Annotated in this window: 18 protein-coding genes and 1 tRNA gene; 2 read left to right on the top strand and 17 right to left on the bottom strand. The window is 65.9% G+C overall.

Translation table 11 applies throughout. The features are described 5' to 3' along the window. Positions 1-31: 31 nt before the first annotated feature. The 13 genes from QN315_RS06785 to QN315_RS06845 all read right to left on the bottom strand — a co-directional run bounded on the left by QN315_RS06785 (position 32) and on the right by QN315_RS06845 (position 16,718). Complete coding sequence (locus tag QN315_RS06785; RefSeq protein ID WP_408904621.1) at positions 32-1,129, bottom strand: acyl-CoA dehydrogenase family protein; 1,098 nt, start codon at positions 1,127-1,129, stop codon at positions 32-34. Between the two features lie 267 nt (positions 1,130-1,396). Continuing rightward, a complete protein-coding gene (locus QN315_RS06790; protein WP_323992374.1) occupies positions 1,397-3,751 on the bottom strand; it encodes a TonB-dependent receptor in 2,355 nt (784 codons plus the stop codon). A gap of 370 nt (positions 3,752-4,121) precedes the next feature. Continuing rightward, positions 4,122-5,303 (bottom strand): alpha-hydroxy acid oxidase, encoded by a 1,182-nt coding sequence (locus tag QN315_RS06795; protein ID WP_323992376.1) that lies wholly within the window; start codon positions 5,301-5,303, stop codon positions 4,122-4,124. Between the two features lie 59 nt (positions 5,304-5,362). Further along, positions 5,363-5,857, bottom strand: a complete 495-nt coding sequence (locus tag QN315_RS06800; protein WP_176639272.1) for a MarR family winged helix-turn-helix transcriptional regulator — start codon at positions 5,855-5,857, stop codon at positions 5,363-5,365. Between the two features lie 281 nt (positions 5,858-6,138). Beyond that, on the bottom strand, positions 6,139-7,137 hold the full coding sequence (locus QN315_RS06805; protein WP_323992381.1) for an ABC transporter substrate-binding protein: 999 nt from the start codon (positions 7,135-7,137) through the stop codon (positions 6,139-6,141). Positions 7,138-7,226: 89 nt separating this feature from the next. Beyond that, positions 7,227-8,240, bottom strand: coding sequence for an ABC transporter ATP-binding protein (locus QN315_RS06810; RefSeq protein ID WP_323992384.1), 1,014 nt, complete (start codon positions 8,238-8,240; stop codon positions 7,227-7,229). After that, positions 8,237-9,253, bottom strand: a complete 1,017-nt coding sequence (locus QN315_RS06815) for an ABC transporter ATP-binding protein (RefSeq protein WP_323992387.1) — start codon at positions 9,251-9,253, stop codon at positions 8,237-8,239. Before QN315_RS06815 ends, QN315_RS06810 begins: the two co-directional genes overlap by 4 nt. Before the next feature lie 43 nt (positions 9,254-9,296). Next, positions 9,297-10,271: an ABC transporter permease gene (locus QN315_RS06820; RefSeq protein ID WP_176641393.1), complete on the bottom strand. Its 975-nt coding sequence runs from the start codon at positions 10,269-10,271 to the stop codon at positions 9,297-9,299. Next, on the bottom strand, positions 10,271-11,335 hold the full coding sequence (locus QN315_RS06825; protein WP_342629943.1) for an ABC transporter permease: 1,065 nt from the start codon (positions 11,333-11,335) through the stop codon (positions 10,271-10,273). Before QN315_RS06825 ends, QN315_RS06820 begins: the two co-directional genes overlap by 1 nt. Next, positions 11,332-13,041, bottom strand: a complete 1,710-nt coding sequence (locus tag QN315_RS06830) for an ABC transporter substrate-binding protein (protein ID WP_323992390.1) — start codon at positions 13,039-13,041, stop codon at positions 11,332-11,334. The genes QN315_RS06825 and QN315_RS06830 overlap by 4 nt, the downstream gene beginning before the upstream one ends. Before the next feature lie 2 nt (positions 13,042-13,043). After that, positions 13,044-13,655 carry an SCO family protein gene (locus QN315_RS06835; RefSeq protein WP_176641819.1) on the bottom strand — a complete coding sequence of 204 codons (612 nt, stop codon included), beginning with the start codon at positions 13,653-13,655 and terminating at the stop codon, positions 13,044-13,046. Then, positions 13,655-16,492: a DNA polymerase I gene (gene polA, locus QN315_RS06840; protein ID WP_323992392.1), complete on the bottom strand. Its 2,838-nt coding sequence runs from the start codon at positions 16,490-16,492 to the stop codon at positions 13,655-13,657. The genes QN315_RS06835 and polA overlap by 1 nt, the downstream gene beginning before the upstream one ends. A 10-nt stretch (positions 16,493-16,502) precedes the next feature. Next, on the bottom strand, positions 16,503-16,718 hold the full coding sequence (locus tag QN315_RS06845) for a zinc-finger domain-containing protein (RefSeq protein WP_323992395.1): 216 nt from the start codon (positions 16,716-16,718) through the stop codon (positions 16,503-16,505). Positions 16,719-16,767: 49 nt separating this feature from the next. Here QN315_RS06845 and QN315_RS06850 point away from each other — a divergent pair, with 49 nt between their 5' ends. Beyond that, positions 16,768-17,808, top strand: a complete 1,041-nt coding sequence (locus tag QN315_RS06850; protein WP_323992397.1) for an alpha/beta fold hydrolase — start codon at positions 16,768-16,770, stop codon at positions 17,806-17,808. 67 nt (positions 17,809-17,875) lie between these two features. Next, positions 17,876-17,952, top strand: a tRNA-Arg gene (locus QN315_RS06855). A gap of 202 nt (positions 17,953-18,154) precedes the next feature. Here QN315_RS06855 and QN315_RS06860 read toward each other — a convergent pair. From QN315_RS06860 to QN315_RS06875, 4 genes are all read right to left on the bottom strand, one after another. Next, complete coding sequence (locus QN315_RS06860; RefSeq protein ID WP_323992399.1) at positions 18,155-18,832, bottom strand: hypothetical protein; 678 nt, start codon at positions 18,830-18,832, stop codon at positions 18,155-18,157. A gap of 78 nt (positions 18,833-18,910) precedes the next feature. Then, positions 18,911-19,924: an AraC family transcriptional regulator gene (locus tag QN315_RS06865; protein ID WP_323992402.1), complete on the bottom strand. Its 1,014-nt coding sequence runs from the start codon at positions 19,922-19,924 to the stop codon at positions 18,911-18,913. Beyond that, positions 19,924-20,184, bottom strand: a complete 261-nt coding sequence (locus QN315_RS06870) for an aldehyde dehydrogenase family protein (protein ID WP_323992404.1) — start codon at positions 20,182-20,184, stop codon at positions 19,924-19,926. The genes QN315_RS06865 and QN315_RS06870 overlap by 1 nt, the downstream gene beginning before the upstream one ends. A 14-nt stretch (positions 20,185-20,198) precedes the next feature. Next, the gene (locus QN315_RS06875; RefSeq protein WP_323992407.1) at positions 20,199-21,050 is read right to left on the bottom strand and encodes an oxidoreductase; all 852 of its coding nucleotides are present in this window, start codon (positions 21,048-21,050) and stop codon (positions 20,199-20,201) included. Positions 21,051-21,312: the final 262 nt, after the last annotated feature.

Genomic DNA, 21,312 nt, shown 5'->3' on the forward strand with positions numbered 1-21,312 from the left:
ATTTGAGACGCAATAATCCGCTGCTTTACGCTTAGGGATAGCCGGGCCGCGCGTCGCGTCCGAGCATGATGCGACCGGCGGCCTCGTAATTACCCTTTGCCATGAAGGCGTGTTGCGCCACGACGGCGCAATCCTGCATGCAGCGCCCAAGGATGTGGTCGCTCTGCACGGCGGCGATCCCGCCCAGCGCGAAGCAGTGGCGCGCGACCTGCGCGGAAACCTGCGCCGCGTGCGTGGCGGCGAGGCGAATGCGATTGGCCAGTGATTCGGGCACCTGTCCCCCGTCCAGAAGAAGGTCCCATGCCTCATGCGTCACCGCATAGAAAAAGCTTCGGGCACTGGACAGCATCGCCTCCGCCTCTGCCAGTTCGGCCTGGACATGCGGGCGATCCGCCATCACCGGCGCGCCCGTGATCGAGCGCCTTCCGCCCGCCATGGCGGTCGCTTCGTCCAGCGCACGGCGCGCGCAGCCCAGCCCCACGGCCGTCAGAACCTGCGCGGCCAAGCCAAGGGACGGATAGCGATAGATGGGCCTGTCGATTGTCGGCGTGCCGCCCCGGATGAACGTCCATGACGCCGGAACGCGAACGTTCTCGACCACCACATCGTGACTCCCGGTCCCGCCGAGACCGATCGTATCCCAGGTTTCCTCGATCCGCACCGAGGCGGCCGGCATCACCGCCGTGCGCGGCAATCCTCCACTTTCTTCCGAAAGCGCTATGCCGACACCGATCAGGGACGCCCCCATGCACCCGCTGGCGAATGGCCAACGCCCGCTTACCAGCACGTCGCCATTGTCCTGCTCCGCCTTCTGCGGGGGGAAGATCGCCCCCGCGAACACCACATTCGGGCCTTCGCGATAGATTTCCTCGAGTGTCGGGATCGGCAACGCCGCAAGATAGGTCGCGGAGACGCCGAAGCTTGCCACCCAGCCGGCCGAAGCATCCGCGTGGCCGATGGTCTCGATCAGTTCAAGAAACGCCGCCGCAGACGCTTCCATGCCGCCGAAACGACGCGCCACAAGGGCGCGATACACCCCGAACCGTTTGAATTCGTCGATGACATCAATGGGAATATGGCGCGCCCGCCGGAATTCCAACGCCCGCGCACGCACGTCGCGCAGAAACATGTCGAAGTCGGGGCCGCATGCGATTTTATCTTCGTTCGCGGTGATTTTTCTTAGCATGACCACAAGATTTCCACTCCAGAACGCCATCCCGGATGCGTCGCGCGTTGACGATCTGTTCGGCACAGAGACGGACCGAACACAACCACACCGCCAGATATGCCCGAGAGCCCCCAGCAACACGGGCATGCTAGTCGCATTTAGTGGATATTTCCACCAAAATCTGTTCGACCTTCGTGACGGCCGCGCCATGGCCGCCGCACGTCGCTCTCAGAAAGAAACACCGCCCTGGAAATACCACTGACGACCGCGGTCAAATGATTTCAGGTAATTGCCGAAGCTGGCCGAGTAACTGCCCCACGCCATGAATTTTTCGTTCGTCGCATTATCCAATCCGACCTGGAAATAATAACGTTCGTTCCTGCTCGCCCAGCGTGTGCTTAGATTGACCAATATGTACTTCGGCTGGATTAAAGTATTATACTGAATTGCGTTGAGGTCCGCATTATAGCGCGACCTGTACGACACGTCGGCTCTCGGCGTCATTGTTCCATAGCGGCCAAGATCGATGCGCTTGGCCATCCCGAGATTGGCCGTCCATTTCGACACGAGGGTGAACATCGAGTTCAGCGTCAGGCCCTGAACGGTGTTGTTCAACTGGGTGTAATGCGCGTCTGTCATCCCGAGCGAGCCAAGTGCCGTCCAGCCATCACCCAGCGCGTATTGTCCTTCCAGCTCGAAGCCCGAAATCTGGGCCTTGCCCGCGTTCGTGTAATAGGGACCGATATGGGTTGCGTCCGCCACGAGCAACTGCACGTCATCATAGAACGTGAAAAATCCGGCGGCGCTGAGACGAAGACGATGGTTCAGGCCATAGAATTTGAGGCCACCCTCGAAGGAATTGACAGTTTCGGGCCGAAATGATGGCGGCGACGGCGCGATATTCGTGAGGCGTTGCGTGAAACCACCGCCCTTGAAGCCCTGCGAAAAGGTCGTATACGCCATCAACTCGGGCGTGATCTGGTACGACAGATTCACCATCGGCGTCCAGCGCGCGTTATTGTTGTGGAATCGTTCATAGGGCACGATCCGCGTGCCTGGCGGGATGCTCAGGATCGGCGCACCGATCGTGCTCACATAATACTGATTCGGCAGAAAGCTCTTATTGTCCTCGGTATAGCGCACACCCGCCGTGATGTTGAATTTTTTGGTGATCGAATAGGTCGCCTGGGCATAGCCGGCGTAGTTCTTGTCCGTGAACTGGCCGCCACTCACGAGGCTCAGGACATAAAATTGATTGGGCTCGATATCGTATCCGGATTGATCGAAATAATAGATTCCGGTGGCGTAATGCAGGCGATTGTTCAGCGCGCGCCCGGTTGCCTGGACCTCCTCGGAAAATTGCTTTTCCTGATACAAATCGGCGACATAATTCACCGGAAGCGGAGACGCGTCACGGTCTTGAGCAAATTTTCCGAGGCTCTTGCTGTAGGCGGTAATGGACTTGAGATCGAGATATTGCGACAGGTCATAGTCGATCGTGGCCGATGTCGACCAACTGGTCAGGTTTGAATAATCCGGCCCCGTTCCGTAGTTGGTGTTTTTGCTGTAATAACGGGAATTGAAACAGCCAGGCGCGGTACAATTGGTCAGCGTGCCGCCCGCGATATGGTTGGCGAGCGCGATCATGCTGCCCGTGCTGCTGGGATTGACCCCCGTCGTCACGAAAGGTGCGCCATTGCTGCGGTCGCGGACCCAGTTCCCGCGAAGTGTGACGTTCAGCTTATCGATCGGGTGCCACCGCAACGCCCCCTTGAATACGAGCGTATCCTGGTTGCCCAGTTCCCGCTGGTTCTTCTGATACGGCGCATGGACGTAGCCGTCCTGCATGAAGCTCCCGACCGAGAAGTTCGCGAACACTGTTCTGGAGAGCGGTACATTGAAGAAGACCCGCGAATTGATGCGATTTCCCGTCCCGTATTTGACGTCGGCCTTCGCGGACAGCGTGCTGTTCGGCGTCAATGACGAAACGGATACGGCACCGCCGATCGTGTTGCGTCCGAACAAGGTGCCTTGCGGACCGCGCAGGATCGATACATTCGAAATATCGACCATATTGAGCACCGCTCCAACCGGGCTGCCCACATAGACGCCATCGACATACATACCGACGCCGGGATCCACGCCAAACGAAAAATCCGTCTGCCCGATCCCGCGAATGAAGACAGCCGCGGCGTTGGCGACGCCGGAATTCGACGCAACATTGCCGAATGTGATATTGGGCGAAAGATTCTGGATTTTATCGATCGATGAGATGCCCCGCGCAGCAAGCTCGGTTCCGCTGATCGACGTCATGGAGATCGGTGTGCGCTCGATCCGCTCTGCTCTTTTGCGCGCGGTGACGGTCACTTCCTCCAGGCGCGGCGCCTGGGGCTGCTTTGAGGCCACCCGACTTTTCTTTGCCGCGGGCTTGCCGGATGGCGGGATCGTCTGCCCGCTGGCCTGCGGGATAAAGGCAGATAAAGCGAAGAGGGATGTGCCCCCGCACAACATGATGGTACGCAACACGCGCCGTGCGCGACCATCAGCACACCCTACCGAAAATCCCGATGCAATACGACGCATGTCGTTATTCCTTCATTATAATACCGCCCAGAGGCAATATTGAGCCGAGGCGCAGAATCTGGATGTGGGACCGTAACGGCCCGCCAGCCGCCTCGATATGCTCATGGCACTCCCGACCGCACGGCGTGCAGACGGGGCGCATTTCATTTCGATTCGGCGACTAAAATATTATTAGAAGATTCCACTGATATGTCTAGTTTTTTGTTGTGATTTCGATTCATTTTGATGCCCGCGACGCCGCACCCTGATCTCTGTTAATCGGCAAGAAATTACAGAAAAACACAAATATAGAATAGAAATAACTGTAGTATCAACAGAAAATTGATACATGAATCCGCGTTTTTACCAGAGAATTGGTTTCGATTCATATTTATTTATCGAAAGATGTCATCCGAATGTCCTTAACAACGGAAAGATCACCCAGGCCAAGCAATGTCATGGTCGAGTGAATGCCTTGCCGGAAATACTCCAAGACGTCGACCACGCCCTGCTCCCCGTCGGTAGCCAAACCGTACGCGTATGGGCGGCCAAGCATGACGCCGGACGCACCCAGGGCGAGCGCCTTGACCACATCACTGCCGTAGCGAAAGCCGCCATCGACCACCATTTGCGCGCGGCCGCCAGCGGCTCTGACATTTTCCTCCAGCACGTCAAACCCGGCAACGGCGCCATCGAGCTGACGGCCGCCGTGATTGGAAATGACGATTCCCTCTGCTCCGATCCGCACACATTCAACGGTGTCCTCGGGAAGCATGACGCCCTTCACGACAAGCTTCCCCTTCCAGACATCGCGCAGCCATGCCAGATCGTGCCAACCGATATCGGGGTCGAGTTCACGCGCGATGGTGGCGGCCTGCGCGAACAGATTGGTGCCCATTCCATACCGATCGAGATTGCCCATCGTTCGGCCGCCTCGGCGGGCAGCCGCCCAACTCCAGGCCGGGCGCAGCGCCATATGGCCGACATGGCGTGCCGAGAGGCGGGAGAGGTTGCGAAACCCGTTGCGGGCATCACGCGCGCGCATGGGCGTGACCGGAGTATCCACCGTCACGACGAGCGTGCGGATACCGCACGCCCACGCGCGCGAAACCATGTCACGCGTCAGGTCGCGATCGCGAAAGATATAGAGCTGAAACGCCAGGGAAACGGGATCCACGACCCGGGCCACATCTTCCACGGACACGATCGAAAAGTGGGAAAGACACGCCGTGACGCCTTGTCGCGCGGCCGCGCGTGCCGCCTTGATTTCTCCCTGGGGCGAGAGCATGCCCGCCATGCCGACCGGCGCCAGCATCACCGGGACGTCCTGCTGATGTCCGAAAAGCGTCGTGCGCGCATTGGGACGCGAGATGCCCCGCAAGACCTGCGGCACGAAATATCGCTCGACGAGCGCAGCAAGGTTCCGGCGCATCGTCGTTTCGGAATAAGCCCCGCCATCGACGTAATCGAACAGCCATCGCGGCAATATGCGCCGCGCAGCCAGACGGAGCGCCTCTATGGAAACAATCATGCCCCCCTCCAACGCGTCGGCCATCGGCACCGACAGCGGCATCACTTGATGCTAGATCGGAATGTTGGACATTTCCACTGATTATTACATATTACATATTTTTAATATATGTTGTCGTAGATCCGCCGGGTAAGCGTCATCAGGGCTTGAAGGTCGGCGTCATCGATGTCGTGAAACGCCCGCTCGAAGATCAATCCGGCCTTCGCGCGTACCTGATCGAGCGAGTTGCGCCCCTTCTCGGTGAGACGGACTTCGGTGACGCGTCCGTCATGCGGAGCGATCGACGTGACCACCAACCCTTCGCGCTCCATGCGATAGACGAGCTTCGTCATGGTCGAAACGCGAATCACAGCGAGATCGGCGATCTTGCTGATCGTCGCGCATTCGTGTTCATGGAGGATATTGATGACTCGCCAACGCGGCACATCCATGCCGATCGGCTTCAGATGCGCGTCCATTCGCAGGTGGTACAGCCCCACCAGACGCGAAAGATGGAAGAACGGTGACGTCTCGGGAGAAAAAGACGGGTCGGTCGGGTTTGCCTGAAGCCACGCCTTGCCCCGTTTCACGCTCGTTTTCTGATTTTTGTTCACCATGATCCGTCCCTAGAGTCGTATCCGTTCACACTGGTTCACGGATACGGCTCTAGATCATTGTTTTGGCGAGCATCTTTATCCGATCAGATGATTCCATCTGATCGGATGATGCTCTAGCCGATCAGCCTGGCGCTGAAAAGAACGTCCCTTCACCTTGGCGGAAAGCTTCAGCAGGCTGTCGGGTCGGGGGCTGCGGTGGTGAGGATGGAGGGGGCGACGGCGTTTGGGCGGCGGTCAACCGCGCGATTAAAGCGGGTGAAGCCCATGGCGCCCTTGCCAGGTCAGATCGCCGGCAGGCGCGCGTCCATCGCCGGGTTGAAGGAGAAATCGCAGGCGCGGGTCCAGTCCGCGTCCGGCGGCAGCAGGCCGGCGGCGACCAGGAAGTCGCGCACCGCGCGGCAGCGGGCGGGCGCCATCGGGCCGATCGGCGTGCCGGCGGCGCCGAAGACCCCCAGCGACAGGAAGATCCCGCGCGACCACAGGATCTGCGCCTCGGACATCATCGGGTTGGCCTTGCGGATCGCGTTATTGGCGGGCGACGGATCATGGGCCAGCCAGTCGGCCCAGCCGCGCATGCTGGCGCGCAGGAACCGGGCGATCGCATCGCGCCTGGTCCCCAGCACCGCCTCGGTGGTCACCAGCGCGTTGCCGTAATTCTCGACGGTGTAATCGGCCAGCATGAAGAATTTATACGGGATGCCCTTCTGCTGCACCGCATAGGGTTCCGAGGTGGCGAAAGCCTGGATCGCCACCCCCGGATCCAGCACGAAGGGCCGGATGTCATAGGCGTAGGGCCGCACCTGCCCGTCATCGAACCCGAAGCGCCGGCGCAGATAGGGCCATACCGCGGCGCGTACCTCGGTGCTGAGCAGGATCGTGTGGCCGCGCAGGTCCTCCAGCCGGCCGATATCGGCGTGGGTCAGCAGCCCGCCCAGCGATTTCTGGAAGGTCGTGGCGACGGCGGTCATCGGCATGCCGCGGCTGCGCGCGGTCATGGCCTCGTCCGCGCCGCCGATGATCATGTCGTAATGCCCGGCCAGCAGCAATTGCGCGCCGTTGACCTGCGGGCCGCCGGCCTCCATCGTCACGTCCAGCCCCTCGGCGGCGTAGAACCCCTTGGCCGCTGCCTGGTAGAACCCCGCATGTTCGGCCTGCGCGTACCAGTTCGTCAGGAACCGGAACGGCTGGGCCGCCGCGCGGGCCCGTCCGCCCAGCAGGCCGGCGGCGCCGATGCCGGCCATCATGTCCCTGCGCCCGATCCAGCCGCCTGCCATCGTCATGCCTCCACCCGCCCGGCGGATCGTAACGTATCGGCAACAGCATGCAAGGCCGCCCTGCCCTGCAGGCGCATCCGCCGGGCCGGCCGGTTTCAGCCGCCCAGCGGGAAATGGCAGGCGACCGACCGGCCGGCGACCGTGCGCAGGGCCGGCGGTTCGGTCCGGCAGCGATCCTGCGCGATCGGGCAGCGCGTGTTGAAGCGGCAGCCGGGCGGCGGCGACACCGGGCTGGGCACGTCGCCGCGCAGGGGCGGCGCGTGGCCGCCCGCGCGTGTCGCCGCTCCCGGCCCCCCTTCGGGAAACGCCACCATGGGAACGGCCGCCAGCAGGGCCGCCGTGTAGGGATGCGCGGGCGTGTGCAGCACCGTGTCGGCGGGACCGATTTCGACGATCGCCCCCAGATACATCACCGCGACGCGGGTCGAGATCTGCCGCACCACCGCCAGGTCGTGCGCGATGAAGACGTAGGTCAGGCCCAGCCGGTCGCGCAGGTCGGCGAACAGGTTGACGATCTGCGCCTGGATCGACACGTCCAGGGCCGAAACGGGTTCGTCCGCCACCACCAGCCGGGGGGACAGCGCCAGGGCGCGGGCGATATTGATGCGCTGCCGCTGGCCGCCGGAAAATTCATGCGGATAGCGGGCCAGCGCCGCCTGCGGCAGGCCCACCAGCTCCATCAGTTCGGCCAGCCGGGCGGCGATTTCGGCCGCGCCGCGCCGGCGGCCGTCGGGCGTGCGATGCACGCGTAGCGGCTCGGCGATCAGGTCGCCCGCGCGCCGGCGCGGGTTGAGCGCGGCCTGGGAATCCTGGAATACCATCTGCATGCCCTGCCGCAGCGGGCGCAGCGCGCGCTCGGGCAGGGCCGTGATGTCGGTGCCGTCGAACAGGACCTGCCCCGCCGTGGGGCGCGCCAGCCGCAGCAGGCACCGCCCCAGCGTCGATTTGCCGCAGCCGGATTCGCCGACCAGCCCCAGCACCTCGCCGGGCTGTACCGCCAGCGACACCCCGTCCAGCGCGCGCAGCATCTGCCCGCGCCCGACGCGATAGGCCATGTGCAGGCCGCGCGCCGCGATCAGCGGGGCCGTGGCCGGTGGAGCGGCCGTCATGCGTGCGCCTCCATGACCGGCCGTGGCGGCAGGGGACGGCCTTCGGCCGGCAGCACGCAGGCCACGTCCTGCATGCCGCAGGCCGCCAGCGGGGGGCGGACGGCGCAGGCGGCATGGGCATGGGAACAGCGCGGCACGAAGGCGCAGCCGGCCGGCCGGTCGGCGGGCACAGGCGGCGCCCCCTGGATCGAGGGCAGGCGCGGCGGGCGCGGGCCGTGCAGCGGCGGGATCGAATCCAGCAATGCCGCGGTATAGGGGTGGCCGGGCCGGGCGAGGACCGCATCGGTCGGCCCCCGCTCGGCGACCCTGCCGGCATACATCACCATCATGCGGTCGCAGGTTTCGGCCACCACGCCCATGTCGTGGGTGATCAGCAGCACCGACGAGCCGTATTCCCGCCGCAGGGTGCGCAGCAGGTCGAGGATCTGCGCCTGCACCGTCACGTCCAGCGCGGTGGTCGGTTCGTCGGCGATCAGCAGCGCCGGGTTGCAGGACAGCGCCATGGCGATCATCGCCCGCTGGCGCAGGCCGCCCGACAATTGGTGCGGATAGCGCCCGGCCACCCGTTCCGGGTCCGGCACGCCCATGTCGCCCAGCAGGCGGATGGTGCGCGCCCGGGCCGCGTGCCGGCCGATCCGCTGGTGGGCGCGGATCTGCTCGTCGATCTGCCAGCCGACGGTATAGACGGGGGTGAAGGCCGTCATCGGGTCCTGGAAGATCATTGCGATGTCGCGGCCGCGCAGGGCGCGGAAGGCGCGCTGCGGCAGGCCCACCAGTTCGCGGCCCTTGAAGCGCGCCGAGCCGGTAACGCGCGCGCCCGGCGCGTCGATCAGGCCCATCAGCGCCAGCGCGGTCATGCTCTTGCCCGATCCGGACTCACCGACGATGCCCAATATTTCGCGCGCGCCCAGCGTGAAGGACACGGAATCGATCACGTCAACCATGCGCCCGCCGACGGGCAGCGCCACCGTCAGGTCGCGGACCGACAGCAGGTCGTTCGCGTCGGCGTCCATCGCGCGATCTCGCGCGTCAGTGCCCATCGCGCGATTTCGCGCGTCAGTGTCCATCACGCACCCTCGGGTCCAGCAGCAGATAGAGCAGATCGACCACCGCGTTGGCGATGACGACGAACACCGCCGAATACATCACCGTCGCCATGATCAGCGGCAGGTCCAGGTTGGCCAGCGCCTGATAGGTCAGCCGCCCGACCCCCTGCAGGCCGAACACCACTTCGGTCAGCAGGGCGCCGCCGCCGACCAGTTGCGCGAAATCCAGCCCGAACAGGGACACGAAGCTGATCATCGACGTCCGCAGCCCGTGCGCCAGCAGGACCCGCGCCGGCGACAGGCCCTTGGCGCGCGCGGTGCGCATGAAATCCTCGGCCTGCGTCGCGACCAGGTCGGCGCGCAGCACGCGGCTGTAGAGGCCGACGAACAGCACCGCCAGGGTGATCCATGGCAGCACCAGCGCGCGGAACCAGCCCAGCGGATCCTGGCTGAACGGCACGTAGCCCAGCCCCGGCACCCAGGAGAACAGCCAGGTTTCGTGATAGCGGCTCTGGGTGACCAGGTTCACCACCTGCCCCAGCCAGAAGACCGGGATCGAGATCCCCACCAGCCCCAGCATCATCAGGCCGCGATCGACCCAGCCGCCGCGCAGGGCGGCCGCGAGCGTGCCCATCGCCACCGACGCCGCCACCCAGATCACCGCGGCGCCCGAGACCAGCGACAGGGTCACCGGCGCGGCCTGCAGCACTTCCGGCACCACTTTCTCGCCCCGGTTGACGTAGGAGGTCAGGTCGCGGGTGACGAACAGTTTTTCCATCATCCGCCAGTACTGGACGGGCAAGGGCCGGTCGAAGCCGTATTCGACGCGCACCCGCGCCATCGTTTCGGGCGATGCGTTGCGCCCGGCGATGCGCGCCGTGGGGTCCGACCCCGGGGTGGCGAAGAAGACCAGGAAGATCAGCACGGAAATGCCGAACAGCACGAACAGCGTCTGGCCCAGCCGCCGTACGATCGCCATCGCCATCAGCCGCCCCCCCGGCCGGCATCGCGCACGTCCAGCGCGTCGCGCATGCCGTCGCCCAGGACGTTCAGCGCCAGCACCACGGCGACGATCGCCAACCCCGGCGCGACGGCCACCATCGGGCGGGTGTAGATCAGCCCCTCGCCGTCCTGGATGATCGTCCCCCACGACGCCGCCGGCGCCTGCACCCCGATCGACAGGAAGGACAGGGCCGATTCCGCCATCAGCGCCAGCGCCATCACCAGCGGCGCCAGCACCACCAGCGTGCCGGCGACGTTGGGCAGGATGTCGCGCAGCACGATGCGATGGGCCGGCACCCCCAGCCCCCGCGCGGCGGTCACGAATTCCGCGCGGCGCAGCGCCATCACCCGCCCGCGCACCGGCCGCGCGACATAGGGCACGTAGACCAGCGCGATGATGCAGATGGGAATCAGCACGTTGTCGCTGGCGATCGTCACCGGCCCCAGGCGCAGCCCCTGGCTGACGGTGACGATGGAGAGCGAGATGGCGAACAGATAGACCGGCACCGCCCACATGATGTCCATCAGGCGCGACAGCACCGCATCGACCACCCCGCCGGCATAGCCCGCGACGATGCCCACCGCCGCCGCCAGCCCGATGCACAGCATGGCGGCGCAGAGGGAGATCAGCAGCGAATTGCGTCCGCCATAGAGCAGCCGCGCCGCCACGTCGCGCCCCTGGCTGTCGGCCCCCAGCAGGTCGGCCGACATGCGCCAGGTCGGGCCGATCGGCGACAGGCCCAGATGCAGCGGGTTGTCGTTGGGCTGCATGATGTCGACCTGCCGCCCGTCCAGCAGCAGCGTGCCGGCGACGTTGGAGGTGAACGGATCGGTGTGCGCCAGGTAGCGGGCGTAGAGCGGTGCGGCCAGGCAGGCCAGGCCGATCGCCAGCAGCACCGCCAGCGAGAGCATCGCCGCGCGGTTGCGCGCCAGGGCGCGCCCCGCCCGCCGCCACGGGCCCGAGGACCGTGCGGCGAAAGGCTCCGGGAATTGCTGGGGGAATTGCTCCGCGAATGGCGCCGGGGCGTGCTTTGGCGCGTCGTTCATCGCACCCATACCCGTGAAAACAGAAGATGGTACAAGGTGGTATAGAAATATCCCCCGACACGCGTCGAGACAAGGTCGATATAGTTGATGCGGATGATCGGCGCCGCCGGCGCGTCCCGGTCGACCAGGCGCCCGGCCTGTGTCCACAGGGCGGCGGCTTCGGCCGGGTCGGAGGTCTGTTTGGCCCGGTCCATCACCGCCTGCACCCGGGCATTGCAATAGCCCGCGATATTGATCGAATTGTCGCTGCCGGGATGGAAATTCTCGCAGCCGAACAGGTCGTCGAGGAAATTCGAGGCCGAGGGATAATCCGCGAACCAGTCGGAGATGCTGATCTGCACGTGGTTGGCGGTATTCTGGATGTAGCTGAGCTGCATGCCGTGCGCCAATGTCTTGACGCTGGCGCGATAGCCGATGGATTGCAGCATGTTGCGCAGCCACACGCCCATGCTCATGTCGATCGCGGTGTTTTCCGCCACCACCGTGACGGCCTGGCCGGCCGTGCCGCTCTGCGCCACCAGGGCGCGGGCCCGCGCCAGGTCCGGCCCCCGCCAGGACGGGGCCGGATGGTCGGGGTCGGCCCCGGCGGTATAGGCGCAGTCGGACAGCGCGCCGGGAATGCCCGGCGGTACCATGCCGCAGAGCGGCCCGGCCACCGCCGCCCCGCCATACAGGATGGTCATGGCCCGCCGGTCCAGCGCGTAGGACACCGCCTGCCGTGCCAGGGGGTTGTCGAAGGGCGGGATGTTCACGTTCATGGGCGCGTAATAGATGCCGTAGAGCGGGCGGATATGGACCTGCGCCGTATGGCGCGCGCCCAGCTCGCCCAGCCGGTCCAGCGGCTTCATGTCGAACATCCAGTCATATTGGCCGTTTTCCACGGCCGTGACCTCGGCCTCGTCCGGCAGGCCGAAATCGTACTGGATCCGGTCGGCGAACCCATCGGGCTGGGCGTCGGCGCTCCAGACCCGGAAATGGGGATTGCGCACCAGCACGGCGCCCCGGTCCGGGTCGTAGGATGCGAACATGTACGGGCCGGTGGTCGGGGCCGGCACATTGCCCAGATCATGGCCGGGGGTCGCGGCCGGCAGGATCACCGCGTGGGGAAAGGCCAGCTTCTGCAGGAATTCCGCGTCGGGCTGGCGCAGGTGGAAGACCACGCTGCGCGTCGCGTCATCGGTTTCGAGCCCGCCTTGCAAGGTGCAGTGCGCCGGATCGCGCAGGCACTGATCGCCGCCGATGATCGCGCCGTAGAACGCCCCCGCCGTCGGGCTGCCCACCCGGAACAGCCGGCGGAACGATGCCGCGACGTCCGCCACGGTGATCGGCTGCCCGTCGGAGAAATGCAGGCCGGCCCGCAGGGTGAAGCGCCAGGTGCGGCCGCCGTCCTCGGGCGCCGGCACGCGCTCGGCCAGGTCGGCCACCACCGCGTTGCCGGCTTCGCCATCCGCCTTGCGGAAGGTCAGCAGCCCGTCATACAGCACATAGAAAAGCTGTGCGTATTGCGACGTGTAGTTGATCTGCGGATCGACGGTGCCGCCCGAGGACGAGGCGGTCAGCCGCAGGGTGCCGCCCCGGTGCGGGCTGCCCAGGGTGATGCCGTCTCCGACGGTGGGGGGAGCCGTCTGGGCGCGCGCCTCGCCGCACGCCGCCCCCGCCAGCAACGCCCCGGCCGCGGCCAGGCACCGCGCGCGCGCGCCTGCCACCCTTATTGCGTCGCCATTAGGCTGCGCAGGCGGTCGGCGATCTGACCGGCGGTGGCCGTGGCCTCGACCGTCCCGGCATAGCGGCCCTCGGGCGACATGATGACGATGCGCGGCGACGGCTCCATGGCGTAGTCGCCGTTGGCGCCGGGGTGCCGGACATAGGGGGCGTGGTATTCGGCCGTCACGGCCTTGATCATGTTCGGCGCGCCGGTGAGCGCGATGATGTGCGGCCCGAAGCGCAGCGTGTAGGCCCGCAGCAGTTCGGCCGTATCGCGCATCGGATCGACCGAGATGAACAGCGGCGCCACCAGCCGCGCCTGCGCGCCCATCAGGTCCATCGCCCCGGCCATCGCGTGCAGCGTCGCCCCGCATTGCGTGTCCGGGCAATGGGTGTAGCCGAAATAGACCAGCATCCAGCGGCCCAGGAAATCGGTATCCGCCACTTCGCCGTCGGCGGCGCTGATCAGCCGGAACGACCCGCCGATCTCGTTGCCGTAGGTCGAGAGGATCGGGCCCATCCGGTCCATGATCCGAAAGGTGCCGTACCCGCCCACCACCGCGGCCAGCGCGATGACGCCCCCGATGATCAGCCGCCGCCTGTCCCTGTCCTGCATCAATGCGCGTCCGCCCAATTCGCTCCGGCCCCGGTCTCGACCACCAGCGGCACCGTCAGGCTGGCCGCCGATTCCATGACCTGTTTCACCAGGGCGGCCAGCGTTTCCTGCTGGTCCGCCCGCACCTCGAACAGAAGTTCGTCATGGACCTGCAGCAGCAGCCGCCCGTCCAGGCCGGCCGCCGCCAGCGCCTGCGGCAGCCGGACCATCGCGCGCTTGATGATGTCGGCCGCCCCGCCCTGCAGCGGCGCGTTGATCGCCTGCCGCTCGGCATAGGCGCGGCGCGCCGCGTTCTTCTCGGCGATGCCCGGCACCCAGCAGCGCCGCCCGAACGGGGTGGTGACATAGCCCTGGCGCCGTGCCTCGTCCTTGATCCGTTCCATATAGTCGCGAATGCCCGGATAGCGCGCGAAATAGGCATCGATATAGGAGCGCGCCTCGCCCGGCGGAATACCGAGCTGCCGCCCCAGCCCGAACGCGCTGATGCCGTAGATGATGCCGAAATTGATCGCCTTGGCCCGGCGGCGGGTCAGGGGGTCCATGCCTTCGATCGGGATGCCGAACACTTCGGAAGCGGTGCGGGCATGGATGTCCTGCCCCAGCGCGAACGCCTCGCGCAACGCGGGGATGTTGGCCACGTGGGCCAGCAGCCGCAATTCGATCTGCGAATAATCGGCCGACAGCAGCACCTGCCCCGGTCCGGCGACGAAGGCGCGGCGGATGCGGCCGCCTTCCTCGGTCCGGATGGGGATGTTCTGCAGGTTCGGCTCGTTGGATGAAAGCCGCCCGGTCGAGGTGATGGCCATCTGGAACGAGGTATGCACGCGCGCCGTCCCGGGGTCCGCCTGGCCCACCAGCGCGTCGGCATAGGTCGATTTCAGCTTGGCGAGCTGCCGCCAGGCCAGGATCCGCCCCGGCAGGTCGTGCCCCTGGTCGGACAGATCCTGCAGGACCGACGAATCGGTGCCCCAGGCGCCGGATTTCATCCGCTTGCCGCCCGGCAGTCCCATCTCGTCGAACAGGATCTCGCCGAGCTGCTTGGGCGAGCCGACATTGAACGGCCGGCCGGCCAGGCGATGGATCTCGGTCTCCATCTCGGCCATGCGGACGGCGAAATCGGCCGACAGGCGGCGCAGTTCGGCCACGTCGATGGCGATGCCGGTCCGTTCCATGTCCGCCAGCACCGCCACCAGCGGCCGTTCCAGTGCCTCGTACAACGCCAGCGAGCGGTGGATGCGCAATTGCGGCCGCAGCGCCAGCCACAGGCGCAGGGTCACGTCCGCGTCCTCGGCGGCATAGGCGGTGGCCCGGGCCAGGTCGACCCGGGCGAAGGGGATGCGGTTGCGCCCGGTGCCCGTTACCGCGTCATAGGGGATCGGGGCGTGACCCAGGTACAGGCGCGACAATTCGTCCATGCCCTGGCCGTGCTTGCCGGCGAACTGGGCGTAGGCGATCAGCATCGTATCGTCGACCGGCGCCGGCTGCGGCGCGCCCGCGCGGGTCAGCACCAGCAGGTCGAACTTGGCGTTCTGGAAGATCTTGAGCACCGACGGGTCCGCCAGCAGCGGCCCCAGCAGCGCCAGCACCAGGCCGGCGGGCAACTGCACCGCTGCCGGGTCCTGCGCGCCGTCCTCGGGCAGCAATTGCGGCTCGGCCTGGTGCGCCAGGGGGATGTAGCAGGCGCGGCCGGGCGCCACCGCCAGCGAAATCCCCACCAGCCCGGCGCGCAGCGGGTCCAGCCCGTCGGTTTCGGTATCCAGCGCGCAGAAGCCGGCGGCGCGCGCCTCGGCCAGCCAGCGTTCCAGCGCCTCGGCGCTGGTCACCGTCTCGTACGGTCCATAGGGCGCCTGGTCGGGCGCCGCGTCCGCAGAGACAGGAGATGAGGCGGAAGAGGATGCCAGAGAAGATACCGGAGAAGAGACTAGACTGGGGGCGGGCGCCGGTATCGCCACGCCGACCGCGGCCGCCGAGTCCTTGACCCCCATCCGGTGCAGGATGGAGCGGAACCCCATCCTTTGCAGCCATTCCCCCAGCAGCGCCTCGTCCGGTTCGCGGCAGATCAGCGCGTCCAGCGGCAATGGGCAGGGCGCGTCGGCGCGCAGGGTCACCAGGTCGCGCGACAGCCGGGCCTTGTCGGCATATTCGATCAGGTTGTCGCGGCGCCTGGACGGCTTCATCGCCGCCGCCCCCGCCAGGATCGCGTCCAGCGAGCCATATTCCGCGATCAGCGCCGAGGCGGTCTTGGGCCCGATGCCCGGCACGCCCGGCACGTTGTCGACCGAATCGCCGATCAGCGCCTGCACGTCGATCACCTTGTCCGGGGTCACGCCGAACTTGGCCTCGACCTCCTTCAGCCCGATCGGCTTCTGGCGGATCGGGTCCATCATCTCCACCCCGGGGCGGATGAGCTGCATCAGGTCCTTGTCGGACGACACGACGGTGCAGCGTCCGCCGGCCTCGGTCACGTGCCGGGCATAGGCGGCGATCAGGTCGTCGGCCTCCCAGCCGGGTTCCTCGATCCCCGGCACGCCGAATGCCGCCGTCGCGGCGCGCACCAGGCCGAATTGCGGACGCAGATCCTCGGGCGGTTCGGGGCGGTGGGCCTTGTACTGGTCGTAGATTTCGTTGCGGAAGGTCTTCCGCCCCGCGTCGAAGATCACCGCCAGGTGCGTGCCCGCATGGTCGCGCAGCAGGCGCGCCAGCATGTTGGTGAAGCCGAACACCGCGTTGACGGGCGTGCCGTCGGGCGCGGTCATCGGCGGCAGGGCATGATAGGCGCGGAAGATGAACCCCGATCCGTCGACCAGGATCAGGTGAATCGGGGCGTTGTCGGACATCGTCGTTCGATCAGTGCGCGGCCTCGTCTACCGCGTCGGGATTCAGCACGAACAGGCGCGAGCAATAGGGGCAGAACGTCTGGTGGGCGGCGATGCGCAGCCACACGCGCGGATGGCCCAGCGCCCCCGCGCCCCCGTCGCAGGCCGGGGTGCGGGACTGCACGATCACGGTTTCGACATGCCCCAGTTGGGGCGTCGGCGTCGGATACTGGGTCTGGACCTGCATGATGTTCGCTCCGCCTGTTCTCGTGGCCGATGGCCAGGATGGTCGGGGGATGATACGCAGGATCGCCGTGCTTTCAAACCTCCGCCTGTCACCCCTGCTTCATGCGTCTTTCCGGCTCGGCCTCCTGGCCGCGGTCCTGGCCGGCTGCGCGCTGCGCGACCCGCCCACCCCGGTCCCGCCCGCGCGATGGGCGGCGGACGGGCGCCTGGTCCCGCCCGACCTTGTCCTGGTCCTGGCCGACGGGACGCGCGCGCCCACCCGGCTGTGGCGGGCGCGGGGCCCCGAGCGGGCGGTCGTCCTGGCGCTGCACGGATTCGATGACAGCCGCGACGCCTGGGAGCCGGCCAGACCGGTCCTCGCGGCGCGGGGCATCACCGTCTATGCCCCCGACCTGCGGGGTTTCGGCGGCATGCCCGATCGCGGCGCGTGGGCCGGCGCCGGCCAACTGGTCCGCGACGCGGCGGACGAAGCCCGCCTGGTCGCCGCCCGCCATCCGGGCGTGCCGCTCTATCTGATGGGCGAGAGCATGGGCGGCGCGGTGCTGGTGTGCCTGATGGCGCAGCCAGGCGCGCCGCATGTCGCCGGCACGATCCTGCTGGCCCCGGCGGTGTGGAGGCTGGGCATGGGGACCCGCGCCACGCTGGATCTTTTCGCCGCCGTCGCGCCGTCCTGGCGGGTCACCGGGCATGAATTGCCGGTCCATGTCGTGGCGGGGGACGACATGGCGGCGATGCGCCGCCTGTATTTCGATCCGCTGACCCTGCGCGCGACGCGGATGCCGGCCCTGTCCGGCCTGGCGTCGCTGATGGACCGGGCCGCCGATGCGGCCCCCCGGCTGCGCGGGCCGGCGCTGCTGCTCTATGGCGGGCGCGACCAGTTGGTCCCGCCCGCCGCCATGGCGGCGCTGTGGCGCGGCCTGCCCGCCGCGGTCCGGCGCGACTACCTGCCCGGCGGTTATCACCTGCTGCTGCGCAGCCGCACGCGCGATGCCGCGCTGGCCGACATCGCGCAATGGATCGCCGATCCCGACCGATGGCTGCCCTCGGGCGGCGACGCGGCCCCCGGCCTGGCCGACCTGGCCGGGGAATGAGCCTGGCGAAAATAAATCCCCGGCGGGTCTGGCGCCGGAAAACAACTCGGGCTATGGAGGCGTCTCTGGACTCGTAGCTCAGCTGGATAGAGCGTCGCCCTCCGAAGGCGAAGGTCGAAGGTTCGAATCCTTTCGAGTCCGCCACCTTGCTCATAGCGACCGGTGATGCGAACCGATTGCCGCCAAAAGCCCGATTTTCCCGCCGATTATGCTCCTTGATTGAATAGACTTCCGCTATGGGTATTTAGGGGCGACTGTGGTCAGCAGACGTCATCCCAGTTTGGTGGCGGGAGGAGCTGATCTGAGAGATGGCGACCGTTCCATCGACAGCGGACCGGACGATTTTTCAGCGCGCGGGGGCCGCGAGGCGGCGCAGGTCATTGTTCTCATGCACGTTGCAGCCGGGTGCTGCCTGTCCGATGAGCGTGACGATCGCATCGGCCACCGTATCTGCGGGGATAGCGCCGTAGCGCGACAATGGGCCAACCAGTATTGGCGTGAGCACTGCGAAAATCCTTTGGCCGATTGCTTCCCACACCCGCCGCTCGCCGCGCGTGCCGAGCAGGAAGCCCGGGCGGATAATATCGACGCGCTTGAAGCCGAGAGCCGTGATTGCCTGTTCGATCTTGCCCTTGGTCTGAAGGTAGAATCCCGGTCCACCGGATCCTGCCGCGGTCATGAGGATGAACTGGCGCGCGCCTAGCGCTCTCGCACCTTGAGCGACGGCGAGGACATAGTCATGATCAACGCGGAACATCGCCGCCTGCGAGCCGGCCGTGGCGATAGTCGTCCCCAGGCAGGAGATGGCGATATCGACGCCGTCGGGTGCGATCGACTCCAATACGCCTGCAGGTTCCTGGCAAAGCCGCTCGAAATTGATGGCGTGATTGATGGCGTGGCCGTACCCCGACGCCCCGTTTCGAACGAGGCGGATAAGATCAACCTCGGGTGTGCCAGCCAGCCGGGTGCCGACGAGGCTGCCCACCAATCCGGTGCTGCCGGCAAGAAGGATACGACGAGTCATCTGGCTGCACCTTTTCGAGGCGGATCGTAATCCTGACCTTCTTGCACTGCTTGGCCGCTTCAATGAAGACCGGCGGTTTCAAGTGCGGGGCCTGTTCATGTTCGCCTCGCGCCAGCGGTTGGGCGGCATGCCTTCCCATTCCCGGAAAGCGCGGTAGAAGGACGTGGTGTCCTGATAGCCGAGCAGGCAGGCCACTTCATCGATGTCCGTGGCTGGGTCGGTCAGGAGATGGCGACCAAGGTCCCGGCGAGCTTCCGATAACAGGTCTCGAAAGGTCGATCCTTCCTTGGTAATACGCCGCTGGAGGGTTCGATCGCTCATGCCGAGTTGCTTTGCCACATCGGGCAGGCCGGGCTGGCCGCTCGCCAAACTGCGTTTCACCACGATCTTCACCTGTTCGGCGATCGAACTCTGCGCTTCCAACTCACCGAGCGCCGCCACCAGGGCTGGTGTCAGCATCTCCAGCATCTCGGGGTTGTGCCCCGGGAACGGACGATCGAGATCGGCGGCGTCGAGCACCAAAAGGTTGCGCGGGGCCTCGGTGCGGATCGGGCAGCCGAAATATTCCGCATGAATGGCGTCTATCGGCCCCGGCCGGGTCAGGTCCAACCGGCGTGGCACGATGGCGCGCCCGGTAGCGCGCCGTCCCAGTTCCACCAGCGTGGCGAAAGTAATATCAACGGAGATGCTGGGTTCGGCTGCCGCGGCGAAGGGCCATTCGGCGGAGATGGTGCAGTCGCCACCCGCTTCGACGACCTGCAATTGCTCTGGGGTGCACAGGCGCTTGAACCGTGCCAGCCGGGTCAGCCCGTCGCGATAGTCGCGGGCATAGAAGGCGGCGAGGCTCGACGGCGGATGGACCGCCGTATCGACGGATCGCACCATTCGGATGCCAAGCGCGGGATCGCCGGACAGGTCCGCCATCGCCTGCATCAGCGAGAAATACTGTGCCGTGGTGACGAAGGCTTGTGCGCCCAGATGAAGCGTTGCCGGCAGCCGCGCCTGCCGCAACAGCGCGGCCGGCGGGATGTCGAACTGCTCCGCTGCCCGCCAGAACGCCTGCGGAATCTTGCACTTGTCGACCTGTGCCATCATCGGGCTCCCACGATCGCCTTGGTCTCGAGTGTCACGGCGATACGGTTGAGTAGGGTCGCGCGTTCTTCCATGCTTGTCCGGGAATAGCCCGCCAGCGCCAGCCGCGCGGCAGCCACTGCACGCTCGACGTCCTCGGTTGTGCTGAGCGCCAATCGGCCCGACACTTGGCCAGTGGCGGGATTGATGATGTCCCGCGTATCAACCCCAGTCGAAGCGACCCAGGCGCCATCGATGCAGTTCTTCAGGATATCGCCCATCGCAGAGACTCCGACTAAACCTTCTGGCCCTTCATGGCTTTGGAGATGCCGGTCGCCGCCCGCATCATGCCGTCGAAGGCGCGGTCGGACAGGATGCCGCGCATGAAGATCATCGGCTTTGCCCCGAAACCGATCGCATAGCGGGTCTTTGGCTTGGGCGCAGTCACCGCCTTGGCGATCGTGTCCGCAATGATCTGCGGCGGTGACTGGCGCTTGACGCTGGCTTCGCCGATCATGGATTGCGCCATGGCATTGGCCTGCACGGCATAGGGGCCGTGACCCGAAATCTGGCGCAACTTGTCAGCGGCGATACCGGCCCACTCCGTCTTGATGCCACCCGGTTCGATTACGACGACGTCGATACCGAAGGGCTGCACTTCCATGCGCAGGCAATCGCTGATCGCCTCCAGCGCGAATTTGGTGCCGTGATACCAGGCGCCAAGCGGCGTATGAATCCTGCCGCCCATCGATGTGATGTTGACGATCGTGCCCGAACGCTGCGCCCGCATATGTGGCAAGGCGAGCTGGATCAGCCGTACCGCACCGAAGACGTTGACGTCGAACTGGGCGCGCGCCTCTTCCATCGGCACGTCTTCGACAGCACCGTAGGAGCCGTAGCCAGCATTGTTGACGAGGATGTCGATGCGGCCCACTTCGGCGATGATCTTGTCGATGCCGGCCTGCATCGAGGCGTCATCGGTGACGTCCATCGCCAAAATCCGGATATCGGACTTGGACAGGTGTTGCATCCGGTCGACGCGGCGGGCCGCGCCATAGACCGTGCAGCCAAGCTCCTTAAGCTTGAGGACGGTGGACTCGCCGATACCCGATGAGGCGCCGGTAACGAGTGCGACTTTTGTGGTCATGTGCGTTAGCTCCTTTTGTTCGAACCGATTGCTTTTGCTGCCCTGGCACGGCGGCAATGTCATCTGGACGATAAGTGGCTAAGCCAACACGCCAACACATTGGCTCTTTATGCCATAAAATTTGCACATTACGCCAACGCGTTGCCGCAATGTGCCCGCTCCGAGTCCCTCGACAACGTACTTCGCAGCAAGTGATGCCCATAACGATCTCATAGTTCTCATCTTCATCGGGCACTACCCGCCATTCCTGCATCGTCACGTT

The sequence above is a fragment of the Nguyenibacter sp. L1 genome, assembly GCF_035199985.1.
Taxonomy (GTDB): domain Bacteria; phylum Pseudomonadota; class Alphaproteobacteria; order Acetobacterales; family Acetobacteraceae; genus Gluconacetobacter; species Gluconacetobacter vanlangensis.

Coding starts and splice junctions, on each gene's coding strand:
- QN315_RS06785 (WP_408904621.1), bottom strand. CDS start 1,129: ATGTTTCTGCGCGACGTGCGTGCGCGGGCGTTGGAATTCCGGCGGGCG.
- QN315_RS06790 (WP_323992374.1), bottom strand. CDS start 3,751: ATGCGTCGTATTGCATCGGGATTTTCGGTAGGGTGTGCTGATGGTCGC.
- QN315_RS06795 (WP_323992376.1), bottom strand. CDS start 5,303: ATGCCGCTGTCGGTGCCGATGGCCGACGCGTTGGAGGGGGGCATGATT.
- QN315_RS06800 (WP_176639272.1), bottom strand. CDS start 5,857: ATGGTGAACAAAAATCAGAAAACGAGCGTGAAACGGGGCAAGGCGTGG.
- QN315_RS06805 (WP_323992381.1), bottom strand. CDS start 7,137: ATGACGATGGCAGGCGGCTGGATCGGGCGCAGGGACATGATGGCCGGC.
- QN315_RS06810 (WP_323992384.1), bottom strand. CDS start 8,240: ATGACGGCCGCTCCACCGGCCACGGCCCCGCTGATCGCGGCGCGCGGC.
- QN315_RS06815 (WP_323992387.1), bottom strand. CDS start 9,253: ATGGACGCCGACGCGAACGACCTGCTGTCGGTCCGCGACCTGACGGTG.
- QN315_RS06820 (WP_176641393.1), bottom strand. CDS start 10,271: ATGGCGATGGCGATCGTACGGCGGCTGGGCCAGACGCTGTTCGTGCTG.
- QN315_RS06825 (WP_342629943.1), bottom strand. CDS start 11,335: ATGAACGACGCGCCAAAGCACGCCCCGGCGCCATTCGCGGAGCAATTC.
- QN315_RS06835 (WP_176641819.1), bottom strand. CDS start 13,655: ATGCAGGACAGGGACAGGCGGCGGCTGATCATCGGGGGCGTCATCGCG.
- polA (WP_323992392.1), bottom strand. CDS start 16,492: ATGTCCGACAACGCCCCGATTCACCTGATCCTGGTCGACGGATCGGGG.
- QN315_RS06845 (WP_323992395.1), bottom strand. CDS start 16,718: ATGCAGGTCCAGACCCAGTATCCGACGCCGACGCCCCAACTGGGGCAT.
- QN315_RS06850 (WP_323992397.1), top strand. CDS start 16,768: ATGATACGCAGGATCGCCGTGCTTTCAAACCTCCGCCTGTCACCCCTG.
- QN315_RS06860 (WP_323992399.1), bottom strand. CDS start 18,832: ATGACTCGTCGTATCCTTCTTGCCGGCAGCACCGGATTGGTGGGCAGC.
- QN315_RS06865 (WP_323992402.1), bottom strand. CDS start 19,924: ATGGCACAGGTCGACAAGTGCAAGATTCCGCAGGCGTTCTGGCGGGCA.
- QN315_RS06870 (WP_323992404.1), bottom strand. CDS start 20,184: ATGGGCGATATCCTGAAGAACTGCATCGATGGCGCCTGGGTCGCTTCG.
- QN315_RS06875 (WP_323992407.1), bottom strand. CDS start 21,050: ATGACCACAAAAGTCGCACTCGTTACCGGCGCCTCATCGGGTATCGGC.